Annotated in this window: 11 protein-coding genes; 8 read left to right on the top strand and 3 right to left on the bottom strand. The window is 53.7% G+C overall.

The genetic code is table 11. The features are described 5' to 3' along the window. Positions 1-31: 31 nt before the first annotated feature. Positions 32-1,369 (bottom strand): hypothetical protein, encoded by a 1,338-nt coding sequence (locus tag DWZ52_RS03190; RefSeq protein WP_147352137.1) that lies wholly within the window; start codon positions 1,367-1,369, stop codon positions 32-34. Between the two features lie 62 nt (positions 1,370-1,431). Between DWZ52_RS03190 and DWZ52_RS03195 the strand changes: the two genes are divergently transcribed. Further along, positions 1,432-1,773 (top strand): hypothetical protein, encoded by a 342-nt coding sequence (locus DWZ52_RS03195; protein ID WP_117640404.1) that lies wholly within the window; start codon positions 1,432-1,434, stop codon positions 1,771-1,773. Between the two features lie 128 nt (positions 1,774-1,901). After that, positions 1,902-2,714 carry a hypothetical protein gene (locus tag DWZ52_RS03200; RefSeq protein WP_117640403.1) on the top strand — a complete coding sequence of 271 codons (813 nt, stop codon included), beginning with the start codon at positions 1,902-1,904 and terminating at the stop codon, positions 2,712-2,714. Between the two features lie 46 nt (positions 2,715-2,760). Here DWZ52_RS03200 and DWZ52_RS03205 read toward each other — a convergent pair whose 3' ends face one another. Then, positions 2,761-4,920, bottom strand: a complete 2,160-nt coding sequence (locus DWZ52_RS03205; RefSeq protein ID WP_147352138.1) for a hypothetical protein — start codon at positions 4,918-4,920, stop codon at positions 2,761-2,763. Between the two features lie 109 nt (positions 4,921-5,029). On the opposite strand from DWZ52_RS03205, the gene DWZ52_RS03210 reads away from it, so the two are divergent. The 3 genes from DWZ52_RS03210 to DWZ52_RS03220 all read left to right on the top strand — a co-directional run bounded on the left by DWZ52_RS03210 (position 5,030) and on the right by DWZ52_RS03220 (position 7,082). Next, on the top strand, positions 5,030-5,356 hold the full coding sequence (locus tag DWZ52_RS03210; RefSeq protein ID WP_117640401.1) for a hypothetical protein: 327 nt from the start codon (positions 5,030-5,032) through the stop codon (positions 5,354-5,356). 112 nt (positions 5,357-5,468) lie between these two features. After that, entirely contained in the window at positions 5,469-6,293 is an 825-nt protein-coding gene (locus tag DWZ52_RS03215) for a hypothetical protein (RefSeq protein ID WP_117640400.1), read from the top strand. Between the two features lie 114 nt (positions 6,294-6,407). Beyond that, positions 6,408-7,082, top strand: a complete 675-nt coding sequence (locus DWZ52_RS03220; protein ID WP_147352139.1) for a hypothetical protein — start codon at positions 6,408-6,410, stop codon at positions 7,080-7,082. 72 nt (positions 7,083-7,154) lie between these two features. Here DWZ52_RS03220 and DWZ52_RS03225 read toward each other — a convergent pair whose 3' ends face one another. After that, positions 7,155-8,798 (bottom strand): hypothetical protein, encoded by a 1,644-nt coding sequence (locus tag DWZ52_RS03225; protein ID WP_117640398.1) that lies wholly within the window; start codon positions 8,796-8,798, stop codon positions 7,155-7,157. A 268-nt stretch (positions 8,799-9,066) separates the two neighbouring features. Between DWZ52_RS03225 and DWZ52_RS03230 the strand changes: the two genes are divergently transcribed. From DWZ52_RS03230 to DWZ52_RS03240, 3 genes are read left to right on the top strand one after another with little or no spacing between them, the layout of a single operon-like run. Further along, on the top strand, positions 9,067-9,804 hold the full coding sequence (locus DWZ52_RS03230; protein ID WP_117640397.1) for a hypothetical protein: 738 nt from the start codon (positions 9,067-9,069) through the stop codon (positions 9,802-9,804). A 44-nt stretch (positions 9,805-9,848) separates the two neighbouring features. Beyond that, positions 9,849-10,055, top strand: coding sequence for a hypothetical protein (locus DWZ52_RS03235; protein WP_117637090.1), 207 nt, complete (start codon positions 9,849-9,851; stop codon positions 10,053-10,055). Between the two features lie 60 nt (positions 10,056-10,115). Then, complete coding sequence (locus DWZ52_RS03240) at positions 10,116-11,885, top strand: AAA family ATPase (protein ID WP_158549337.1); 1,770 nt, start codon at positions 10,116-10,118, stop codon at positions 11,883-11,885. The last annotated feature ends 42 nt before the right edge of the window (positions 11,886-11,927 follow it).

Here is an 11,927-nt window from a genome sequence, read left to right on the forward strand (position 1 = left end):
GGCTCAATATCGCCGGTGTCAAAGAGGGCGATTACTCAAAATGGAGGGCTTCTTGCATTGCGTCGCTGTCGTTGATGTTGACAACAAGGTACTTTCCGTCATTTACGATAAACCGCATGATGCCGATTGTGTTTTCGCCGTTCCTCGATAACTCCACCTTGTTGTAGAGCCTGTTCTGAATCAGGTTGAGTGCCAGAGAGTTGAGGCTATTGAGGTCCTGGACCATTGGGCCGGCGATTGCATGTTTCGTGCATTTTGAGGACGTTAGTTCCCCAAAACGGCGAATTTGATTAGCGACATCCAGGATGGATTCTCCGGTAGAAAGCAGCTTCGCGAATAATGAAACGTAGCTGCTGAGGTCATCCCGATAAGAAGGTTCGTTTATCTTCTTGGATAAGCTAAGACAATCAATGATGATGTCGCCAAGAACGGCTACTGCCAACTCATGGATATCGATGGCTAGTTGGTTATCAACTAATTGAACGTGGAAGTGCGTCTTATAAAACTCCCTTTTAGTTTCTGGCGTTTTAAGCGCCAGCGGGTGGTGGACAATTGAGTGCTCGCCTCCGCGAGCGAGCTCGGGCCTTCTATTTAGGTCAAAGACCATTTCAATGTAACTGGCCAGATTAGGTGCAACGGAATCGTCGGCATCGTTACTGCTTAGTAACTCAAGAGCCGGAATAGTAACTCTCGCGATGTTCCCACACTCTATTGCCCAAAGAGAGAAAACCTTCGAGGGCAAATAGGCATCGGGTATTTCATCAAGATAAACTGAATCGATGCACAATGAGCAAGCATTGAAGAAGAGCTGGTAGATACCGTCCGAATAGCCGCCGCTTATTGCGGAATCAAGCGCTTGTTTGACTGCCTCCGCGAGCTCATGCGTTATATCTGCCTTTTCGATACGGCATTTGTCGAGGTCATCGCCTGCGTCAATTATTCTCGAACAAAGCGGAGGAAAACACGTGGCACCTTTTTTATTATCTGAGCCTTCGAGATATTGAGCTTCTAGAATGTGCTGTATTCGCCGTAGCGAATTAAAGATACGGTGTGGAACGGGCACTGAATGGGCGTTACGATATTCGGCATACCAAGAGGACATTTCGTTAAAGAACTTCTCAAGATCAATTCTTAGGAATTCGTTTAACAGCTCTTTTGCAGACCAATGCTGTTCGAATTCCGCTCCTTCACATTCTTGATCCTTATCGGGTTTTGCGTTTGTCAGTTGTTTGCAACAGAGATGCAAAGAGGTATCTCTGTCAAACCGAATGAAGCTAGCCCTAACACGCCAGGTCAGAGCTATTAAATTGGCACCTTGCATATTTCTTAAACCAGCACAACTTTTAAAATCAAATATACTTTGTGCCATTGTGCCACTTTGCCGTGTTCAATAGGAGTCGAGCAAGAAAGAAGTCCAAAGGAGGACGGAAAATGTTCGACGGCACCCTGTTTGAACTGGTTAATTCCACCAAGCGCGATGAGCTTGAAGATATCGTTTGCGAAGTTATGACCATCTGTGATGAGCTGAAGGTGGGTCTTTCTGAGGAGCGCGGGCTCGGCTTCTTTGAAGACTGTGCCCGTCAAAGCGCCTATGAGCTCATGCTCGACAATTGTCGTGACGAGCTTGCTCGTCTGGGCTTTGAGCTCGAGTGGGGCGTTGAGGACTATCCGGTGGTCTCGCCGGTCCGTTCGGTTTCGCTTGCGCGGATCTCAGCGCATGACGCCGTTGGCGTCGAGTATTCGAGTCGTAATGACCTCGATATAGCTTGTTAGTCTTTCTTTCTTCGTAGGCGGTCAAGCCGACCTGCTGTTTTATCGGGACTTCTAAGCAGTCCCGTTCTTTACGCCAATCACCCCAAAACTCAATCACCAACCAATCGGGTCTCTCTGAAAGGAAGATCATGAATACTTCTATTCAAAATGTGTCCGTCTCTCACAAGTCGAGCATCACCAAGATTGCCGAAGGCGCGTTGCTAATTGCTGTCGCGGCGTTAGCTGTGAACGGCATCATTTCCTTTACTGCACCGTCGTACATCTGGAAAGGTGAGATTCCTATGTTCACGCCTGACCTGTTCGATCATCCCTACGAGGCTCCAACGGCGGAGGATATTGTGTCGGGAATGGAGACGCTTGACCGGGTGTCGATGGCCGCGGCCGTGCTCGTTGCTCTGTATCCTGTATACCATGCCATTTGGTGCCTCTGCGCAGGTGCTGGGTGCAATTGCAAGGCACCTGTGTTTTGCGGACGGATGTCGCGCCGCTTTGGCTCGTTGAGCGCCTGTTCGCTTTTGGCCGTGCTTGCCGTATGTCGTGGGTTTGAGTGCTATATCGACGGCGGGGTCACGGGGGACAAACTCCTCATGATCGTGGGCCTTTTCCTCATGGTGACATCGATTGCGCTTGTTTCTGGATGCGTCCTGGCGTGCATTGTCAAATGGTATGAGCTCAAAGGTCCTGGGCGCTATCGTGGCGACAAAGCCCTTATCGCATGGTTCGGCCGCGCGGATGCCTTGCTGGACCGCGCAAGCTCAAACATGGTGTTGCTGTATGGTGCCGAGATGCTTGCCTGCGCGGCATCGTTGATTTTTGGATATGGCATCGCTAGCGCTATTGCATCCATCATTACGATTACATTAACCGCCTGGGGCATTGTGCTCGCCATCATCTTTATCCCTCTTTGCATCGGCTGTGTCTTGGCTAGCTCGAAGGACTAGAAGAGTGAATCTGTTCGCGGACACGTAGAAAGCCGCGGCATCAAGCTCAGTCTTGCTTTTCCGGGTCATATCCCTTTGTATACACGGTAAAGCTGAGGTCATCGATCGTTCCGGTGCTGTAGATGCATGCGTCGGGCGTGCTCCATGTGTCTTGGACGGTCGGGTCAGTCCAGACATATTCGGGCCCATCGATTCCAAGCAATGGAATGGGCCTCGCCACGTGGTCGGCGTTATTTATCTGTACAATGATCTCCAACAACATGTGCAGTTTTACATGCCATGAGCTGTATGGATGCTCATCTGGCCCCTTGTAATCCAGTGTGCACTTTGATTGTGGGCTTTCGGCGAGCTGGCTCAAACATTCAAAAAGCGTCGGGTGCTCGGCTCCAGGAAACTCGACTTGTACATACCGATTGCCATCGCGGACAAATCCGTACCACAGCACGGGGTATGGATACTCGAGCCTATCCGGCCGCTTGATTTTCGCTCTACAATTGGGCTGGTTGACGATAGACAGCCACGTCCTATAGAGCTCATCGGAAATGAGGTCGTTCGCTTGGTATGCTGGGCCAAGACCATCGAGGACAAAGCTGCCGAGGCGCTCAAAATAGTGGGCACAATCCGTTAGGCCCTTTTCATATGCCGTTTCGGTCTTTCTCTGTATATTAAGCGCGACATCGCGGGGCGATTTACGACCAAGATGCTTCTTGGCGTTAAAGCGCGGGTTGCAATAGAGCTTGGTCGCCGCGTTATATCGATCGCAGTACTTGCTGTTAGGACCGGTCGGAAAAAAGAGCGAACCGCAGGTTTGGCATGCTATCGGCATAATGCCGCACAGCAGCAGCTCGTGAAGGATGCGGGCATAAAGGCTTGCAAAGGACCATTCCTCTTCGGTGAAGTAGAGCTCTCCTGCCTTTGAAATAACGGCTTGAAGCCCAACGAGCCTATTGAGGTTTTCCTGGTCGTTAAGCTCTGCATGCGTATGGAAGTCTCCATTTGCGAAGATCTGGTTCTCGCGCATAGCTTCGAGATAGTTTTTACGAAACGCCTGCATAAAGGGGGCGCTGTTCATGCGCTTTATTCCATTCAAATGCTCTTCGAGCTTTTGGGCCGTTTCGTTTCCGGGCAAGTGTTTTTTGGCTGCGTATACAAAAGCTTCGCCAAAGCGGATGATTGCCGGCAGCTGCTCATCGAATAATCGAAATTGTCGCGGGTCGCTTGTTTTGATGGCGGCTGGGAAAAACTCTTCGTTTTGCGCGAGCAGGCTAGGTGCCTCGGTGTTTTTAAGCAGCGGGGTAAGCTCCAGACATTCCTGATAAAAAACAATGAGAAGCGCTCGAAAGAGATCGATATTGGTGCAGACGCAAGCTGTTTCTATCTGAGATTTCGCCTTGGGAAAGTTGCGTATAGGATTGTCGCGGTCATACGGCACCGGTGCTGTTAGATTGGTCTCGCCGTTGGTAGCGTTAATGCTCATGTCGTTCGACTCGAGCTGGAGATAGGAGCTGAAGAGGGACGCCATTTCTTGCTTGTTGAGTTGGTCCGATGTTGTAATCACCGCGCGGTACAGGCGGTTGATCTCGTCGCACTCAATAGCGTTGTTGTTCATCCAGCAGCTGTAATAGCGATAGTCGGGAATCGCCGTGATGTTCATGACACACTGTCTACAGACATTTTTAAGGAGATATCTGGCCATGCCGGAAATCTCTCCGTGTGCATGGCTTGTAATGGCTTTGTCGAATATCGGAGCAAAGAAATCGAGGTCGCGTTCCTTTTGTTTTTGAAGGTTGATAGCGATTTCAGCTTCGTTCAATTCTGCTTGGGTGGGCTCTTGGTCGGGATCGTCTGGATCGAGCCGATCGTCATAGTCTTGCTCGGCTGCACAGTCTATCGAAGCGTGTTGCGCATGGTGGAGAGCAGCAGAGGACTGGCGCATGGCGTTCTGCAAATCAATATAAAAGCGCTGGTTTGCTCGCTTACGAAAGTGCCCCCCGATTTCGTTGAAAAGCGAGCTTAAGTCGACGCGCAATAGGTCGTTGGCTATGGAGACGAGACTCCATGCGCTTGCATTGCCGGATGTGTTTCCGTCGCCGGCACAATCAATCTCCGGCGTCCTGTTAAGAAGTAGCATACGGGGATTGACAGGGGAGCGAAGAAAACCAGCCTCAAAACCCCAGCTAAATGCTTCTTTTTCGGACTTATGCATTGATGCTCCAAACAGCCAAAATTTAAAACGCGATAAAAGTCATATTACGCGGCTGTTTGCGGTTGTTCAATGGAGTCAAGCGAAAAGGGTTAAAACCAGGGAGGCCGTTATGTCCGATCGCATCGAGCTCAACGAAGGAAACATTGATGTATGCGAGCGCGAGGTTATCGCTCTTCGCGAGATTATCGCCGCCGCCATGGGTCGCTTGCATCAGATGCGCAGGCAGTGCGAGCGAGGCTACGCGTCTTCGGAGGATTTCGAGAATGCGTTGGATGTTTACGGAGTGATCCGTGGGCGAGTCGATGAGCTTGACCAGCTTGGTTTCGAGTTCAGATGGTCGTCAGTTCCCGATGCAGGGATCGATGAGTGCGTCGGGCTCGAATGGATTGAGGACGACAGCTCTCCACGAGATCGCGGTTTCGATATCGCTTGTTAGTGTGTCCGCACGACTTGGTATCAATGTGGGCGAACAATCTCTAATCGGAGCCGACTAGAGGCTGCATCCTAGTTGCCGGCGATTCCGGTTTGATTTCTGTTGAAAGGAAAACATGAACACTTCTATTCAAATTTCGTCCAGCGCCGTTGAGCCTGCGTCCCGCACCGCCAAAGACGAGGTCGTCAAACTCGTGCAGGGCGCGCTGCTCGTTGCCGTTGCTGCGGTTGCCGCTGCCGGCACCGCCTCCGTCGCCGCCCCGTTTTGCGTCTGGAAGGGCGAGGTCGCGCTGTTTCTGAACGAGTCGTTCCATGCTGCCTTCTCCATCTCCGCGATTGCGGAGTACGCGTCGGCTGTGCCCGGGTCCGATTGGGCGTCGCTGCTCGTGGCCGCGCTCATCGCGGCCTACCCTGCCTACCATGCCGCCTGGCGTGTTCGCGAGGGCCTTGGGCTCAGCTGCGAGGCTCCGGTGTTCAGCGGGCGCGTGTCGCGCTCTCTCGCCGCGGTGAGCGCCTGCCTGCTGCTGGCGATGCTGTTCATGGGCTATGGAACGGCCTGGCTCGTCAACGGCAGCGCGGTGGGCGACCAGAGCCTTGTCGAGACGGGGCACAATGCATGGACCGTTTCCATCATGATGATGCTGGGCTGCGCCCTGATGTGCCTGTTCAAGTGGTTCCTTGCCAAGGGCCCCGGACGCAATTTCGGCAGCGGCTTTGCCGTCGAGCTGGTCCGCCTCGCCGACGTTCTGCTGAAGCGCGCGAGCTCGAACCTGGTGTTGTGCTACGTGGCCGAGCTGCTTGCCTGCCTGCTGGCGCTGGCCTTCATTACCGTGGCCTATGTCGTCGTGAGCGTGGCCATCGTGCTTGCGTTCGCAGCCGTGGCCTTAGTGGTGTGCATCGCCGGGCTTCCCGTTATCCTTGCCGCCTCGTGGCGCAGGTAGCGGGGCGACCATGCAAGTTCTTGTCACCGCGTGAGAAAAACTTGCAAGAATCGCAAGTTCTTTTCATGCGATGAGAAAAACTTGCAGGTTGGTGCGAGGACGACGGTCCTCCGCGTGAGCGCGGTTTCGATATTGCTTGTTAATGTGTCCGAACGATTGATTGGAGACAAAATGTATCCGGGCTATGAGTGCAACAACTATCCCATAAGCATTACGGATGAGGATGGTCCGTTCCTTATCATGGAGGCGGAGCTGTCTGGTGACGTCGAGCTCAATGATGAGTTTAAGAAAGACGCCAGCTATAGATATTCGTGTGCGACTGTTTCTGCGGCGATTAATCTTTGCAGGTCGATGACGGACGGCGATGCCGATCCCTGGTATGAAAGCTGGGAGAAGGCAGCTGAGCGTTATCCGCTCGAGAAATGCGAGGAAGCGACAACGCTGTATTGGATTGAGCCGACCGATCCGCACAAGGCGCTGTGCGCCTTCCATCCCCATCCCGATCTTGAGCAGTATGTGGCTGAGACAATTGAGGCTGTTGACACCTATCTGTTGGAGTGCGAGTACTGTCCCTTTACGGTCAGCCACTTAGATCTAAAGGACGTTGACGTCCTGCTCAGCGCTGCTTGGGGATTGGCTCGAGTTCTCAAAGATATTTGGGGAACTTGCGACCCTGATGTTATGGAAAAGATTGAAGATGCTACGTACAGTGCGTATATAACGGTTAGGGACCTGATCGCGGGCGAAGAGGCGGCCAAAGCCAGTTCGAAGCCTGTTGAGGATCTCTAGCTGCTGCGCTGAACGGCGTGCCTGATCGGCAGACTGTCGGCAAAAGTCCGGACAGTCTGCCGGCCTCGGTCGCTACATCGTTCCCTTGCTCGCAGCGTAATGTTCCGCCTGCTTAAGGGCGTCCTCGTAGGCGCGCTGCTTTGCTTCGTACTCTAGCGCGTAGCGCTCCTGCTCCGCTCGCCCGGGAACAGGCACGGTCATGCTTCGCAGGTCCATTGGGGCAAGTTGCACAAGCGCGTCTCCGTGCGAGGTGTCCGCCAGTTTCTTCTGCCCCTCATCGGACGACAGGTATGCCAGGACAAACTGGGCAAGCAGCTCGTCCTCAAAGGTAGCGCAGAACATGGCGTCGCAGGGGACAATGCTCTCAAACAAAAGACCGCGCTCCACGGGGCGCTCAGAACCGACAGAAAAGTGGCCTGGCGTGATGAGGGCAAGCTTGAATGGAGGCCCGACGCGTGATATGAGAAGGCTCGCCTCGCGGGCGTCGATCGGTTTGGCCTTCCGAAAATCTTCGTAGTCTACACGGCTTACATCGTAGATATCTGTATCGGGGACACGCTCAAGTACATCTTCTGCGGCAATGATTGCGCCATCATGAAGATGCTTTAGCGACAGGTAGTAGCAGTCGTGCTGTTGGTAACTGTCTGTCGGATCTGATTCGGGCAGTTTGGTTACAACGCTGCGGGCGGTGCCGCGGTAGATTGGCGCTAGCGACCCAAGGGGGATGAACATTCTCTCGTCGAACGATCCGCTCTTTGTATTGGGTAATAGGGGATAGATGCCGTTGCCCTGATCCTCGAGCCGATGCCAATAGACTGGATTCTTTTGATCGCCGTAGGCTCGGTCGACGGAATCGAGGAGCTGGTGCAGAATCTCATCGGTCATTTGCTTGTCGTCAAAGCTCCTGCCGTCAAAAAGGAAATACGGATCATTGGGCTCGCCGTCGCCAATAAAGAGCAGCGCGCGACCCTCGGCCTTTTTGGCAATGGTGTTGGGAAGAAGCACAATGCTCTTTAGCAGGCCGAGGTCACAAAGAAGGCGACGTCCATCTACGGCTCGCGCCAGATTGAACAGACGGTCCGAAATCTGAATGACGGCCGTGGCATGGGACTGAGAGCAGGCAATGGATGCCGCAAGAAAGATGTAGTACCACTCAGTGACCGAAAGCAGATCGGGGATGCCTGCGCTGCGTTGCAGCTGCTTCGAGCGCGTTCTGAGGAAATCCAGGACTCGCGCATTTGCCGCATCGATAGATGCCGGGAATTGGGATAGCGGTCGTAGCTCGGGGGGCCTGCAGTAAATGAGTGCTGATTCGTACGTGTGAGAGGCTGCGTCCTGCTCGTAGTCGTATAAAAAGATATTCTCTTCGATGGCAGTAAACGTCGACGTCGGGACTTTGACTCGGTTTTTGCAAACGCAAGCGGGCACATAATCCCATTCGTCGGTTGCTTCGTTGTAAACGCGGTCCTCAAACTCAAACGAGGCGGCCGAAGGTCGCTTGAGGTCAATCCCCAAAACAGACCACGAGGGGCCATCGACGTGCTCGCTCGAAAACTCAAAATCGCGACAGCACAGTTCAATGAGCCTTTTCGTTCTCGACGAAGGCTGATATTTCTCGACCATATGAGACACAAGATCCGATAGATATCGGCTCATATATGGCTTGAGATCTTCGTTTAAGCGAAGAGTTGCAAATTCTGCTTTAGTTTTGAGCATGCGCACCTCCTGCATATTCCCTATATTGCGCGGTTCGCTGACTGGCCCGTCGCGGCTCAATTGCCTTCAGTCTACAAGAAGAGCAGTTGCGGCGTTTTTCAGACGGGGCACTCAAATGAAAAAGAAAAAATCGAATGGTGCGTATGAGGCCGTACGCATTGGGTAATATTTCGCTAGATACTAACACTAAGAGATTTGCATATCTCCTAATTGTATCAAGCTACAGTGGATAAACCAACTAGTTGTTTCAGCAACGAAAGGACAGCTAATGAACGGATACGACACGTATAGGATCGAGCCAGACGCTCTCAAGAAGCCAACAACAGTGAATATTTTCGGCATGATTCTGCAAACCCTCTTTGCGGTTGTGCTGTACGTTGTCGCCGTCGACATGATGTGCTTGCTGACGACGTGGCTCGGCGGCTTTATGTTCGAGATTGGCGAGGGCAACACGGTGATTCCGCTCCATTCGTGGCGCCTGGTGGCGTTTAGGGCGTACTGGGTTGTGCTGGGCGTGGCGGTCGTTGCGGCGCTTGCCCACAAATGGATTGTGCTGTTAACGGGAGAGCGCGAATCCGACATGTGCGAGCTGCTCGGTGCAATTGAGGGTGCGGGCGCATTTGCATCCGTCGTCTGCGCGATCGTCTGTTTGCTGGGCTGTGCCGCCGCATTTGATTGGTGGGCTGGCGTTACCGGAAAGATGGCTTCGGATTCCCGCGCCAATGATTATCTGCTTTGGGCTGTTGTCTTAACAGTCGGAACGATTGTCGAGTGGCGAATTGTCGAAGGAGTTCTCAAGGCTTTATTCCCTCATGAGTGCTTGTTCCACGGGCTTCGCTTTGCATCTGCCTGCGTGGTTACTCCTCTGCTCGCGCTTGTGCCCACAGCACTGGTCATCGTCGTGTGCGCGGTGGTGGTAGGCCTTTTTGCCGGGATTGTGTTCGCATCGCTTGCGATCCCCGTGGTTATCACGGTTATTGGCATTGCCATCGCTATGAGTCGCTAACCCACAACGCAATCCAAATATCTCGCATAAAGAAAGGAACGACCATGTCGGTATTCTCTAACGCTCAAAAGCTTCTGCTGCTTGCCGTACTTACCGCTCTTATGGCTGGTGCCCTGATGTACGAAGTGTTGCATCCCACACTGTTTCCGCTGCTCAAGCAGGGCATTTTGCAGCTGCTCTACCACATTCCGGTCTTTACCCAGCCGGGCAACGTGATCTATCTGGAGTCGGCGACATCGCTGGCACTGTAGTGGTTTAAGGGCTCGGCCCACATCGAAGGAAAGAAAACCAATATGGAAAGGAAGGCGCCCATGACTCAGAAGCAGTATCGAAACATCGATCGCTACCAGGACTTGCTCAATCGAATTGCGCCTACGCGTCTGGTGGAGCAGACGCGTCAGAGTGTTATTGGCCACGAAGGAAGCTTGGAGGCCTTTGTGACGGCGCTGAGCTTTGAGGTCAACCGCTGCGTGATGTTGGCACGCGGCGCCGACCCGCGCGACGTTCTTTCGCCCGCTGCCATTTTGGTGATGGGTTCCACCGGCACGGGAAAAACCCACACCATCAAGGCCGTGGCAGATGCCGCGGGGCTCAAACTGTTCGTGTTCGATGTCTCCACCATGACGGGCGAGGGCTGGCGCGGTGCCAGCATGAGCAACTGCCTGTCGCAGGTCGCGGACTATCAGGCTGCCAATCCCGGCGAAATTTGCTTGGTGCTCTTTGACGAGTTTGACAAGGCGGTTCGTGCCGAGCCCGATGGGGGCGAAGTTGCATCGAGCTTTAGTCCATCGCAGTCGTTCCTTAAGCTCTTGGAAGGCGGGGAGATGCCGTTTGAATGTGATACCTCCAAGAGTGCGGCTATTAAGACGCTCAACCTCGATCAGGTTGTTTGCATTTTGGGCGGCGCCTTTATGGGCTTGGATGCTCTGGTGCGCAAGCGCCTGAGTGACAAGTCTGGCACCACGGTCGGCTTCGGATCCTCGTATGCCGCCGTGCGCACCGCCGCAAAATCGGCAAACGAGCTGCGAGACAGTGCGACCATCGAGGATGTTGAGACTTGGGGTATTATGTCCGAGCTGTGCGGGCGCATTGGCTCGGTGATTAACTTTAACGCCTTGAGCGTGGACGATCTGGTCCAGATTGCGTATGAACAGTACCTGCCCAAGTACAACAACATGATGGGAAATGGCGCCAAGATGGAGCTGATGGCAGATGCTGCTCGCCTTGCGGCGAAGCGCGCGGTTAAGGAAGGTGCCGGCGCGCGCGGCATGCTCCGTCAGCTGCGTCCCCTTATGATGTACGCCTGGAGGGACATGCGGGAAGATACCTATATTTCCCGTGCGACCTTGGTCGTGAGCGACGGGGAGCTTGCGGTTGCGTACGAGCACTCTCATGAGCCGCGGGGATTTTTGCGGGAAGAGATGGGGAAGAATTCGCCCTTTCTGAACGGGAGAGAGATTGAAGCCCTTGCGCTGGTGAGCAACTGGATGGAGCATGAGGACGAGGACGAGCATAAGCCGTATCAGCCTGAGTTTGCTTGGCTGGCGGATTTGGTGGACGGCTCGGCGCTCGACAAGATCGTGCAGGGCGGCAAGGCATTCGATCTTGCTGGGGTGTTGTTGCGCGGCGTTCCGTTTGATGGGCCGGAGCGCATTGCCGCCCACGAGCTGCTTAAGGCCTGCGCCTGCTACAACGACGTGCTCTATGCCGACAAGGAACAGTATCGCAACCTTGCCCAGGTGCTTACGCTCACCAAATTGGTGTACAAAAAAACGCCCGATTGCTTGCTGAGCCCGCTCGATGTGGTTATGAACGGCACGACTACGGGCAACGGTTTTCAGGGTCTTGGCGAGTGGGTCGATGCCATGAGCAGGTCCGAAAAGCCTTCGTTGGAAAAGTGGCAGTACTTGGCGGCCGGGGAGGCCCTGCGGATTTACGACCACTTTAGCAAACGCCCCGACCAGGTTAAGGAGCTTGCCGCCGAGGTGTCCCTGATGCGTGTCGCCCTTGCAGTGATGGACGTTGAGGAGCGTGAGGCATTGGAGTGTGATCTTGAGAAGCTGCTCGCTTCGTGCGAGTAATCGCCGACTGCTTCTCTTTCCTTTCTTCTATTTTCTCTGGTG

It is taken from the genome of Collinsella sp. AF33-16 (assembly GCF_003475325.1).
Lineage (GTDB): Bacteria > Actinomycetota > Coriobacteriia > Coriobacteriales > Coriobacteriaceae > Collinsella.

Excerpts from the sequence above, each read along its gene's own strand:
- DWZ52_RS03190 (WP_147352137.1), bottom strand. The coding sequence starts at position 1,369 with ATGGCACAAAGTATATTTGATTTTAAAAGTTGTGCTGGTTTAAGAAAT.
- DWZ52_RS03195 (WP_117640404.1), top strand. The coding sequence starts at position 1,432 with ATGTTCGACGGCACCCTGTTTGAACTGGTTAATTCCACCAAGCGCGAT.
- DWZ52_RS03200 (WP_117640403.1), top strand. The coding sequence starts at position 1,902 with ATGAATACTTCTATTCAAAATGTGTCCGTCTCTCACAAGTCGAGCATC.
- DWZ52_RS03205 (WP_147352138.1), bottom strand. The coding sequence starts at position 4,920 with ATGCATAAGTCCGAAAAAGAAGCATTTAGCTGGGGTTTTGAGGCTGGT.
- DWZ52_RS03210 (WP_117640401.1), top strand. The coding sequence starts at position 5,030 with ATGTCCGATCGCATCGAGCTCAACGAAGGAAACATTGATGTATGCGAG.
- DWZ52_RS03215 (WP_117640400.1), top strand. The coding sequence starts at position 5,469 with ATGAACACTTCTATTCAAATTTCGTCCAGCGCCGTTGAGCCTGCGTCC.
- DWZ52_RS03225 (WP_117640398.1), bottom strand. The coding sequence starts at position 8,798 with ATGCTCAAAACTAAAGCAGAATTTGCAACTCTTCGCTTAAACGAAGAT.
- DWZ52_RS03230 (WP_117640397.1), top strand. The coding sequence starts at position 9,067 with ATGAACGGATACGACACGTATAGGATCGAGCCAGACGCTCTCAAGAAG.
- DWZ52_RS03235 (WP_117637090.1), top strand. The coding sequence starts at position 9,849 with ATGTCGGTATTCTCTAACGCTCAAAAGCTTCTGCTGCTTGCCGTACTT.
- DWZ52_RS03240 (WP_158549337.1), top strand. The coding sequence starts at position 10,116 with ATGACTCAGAAGCAGTATCGAAACATCGATCGCTACCAGGACTTGCTC.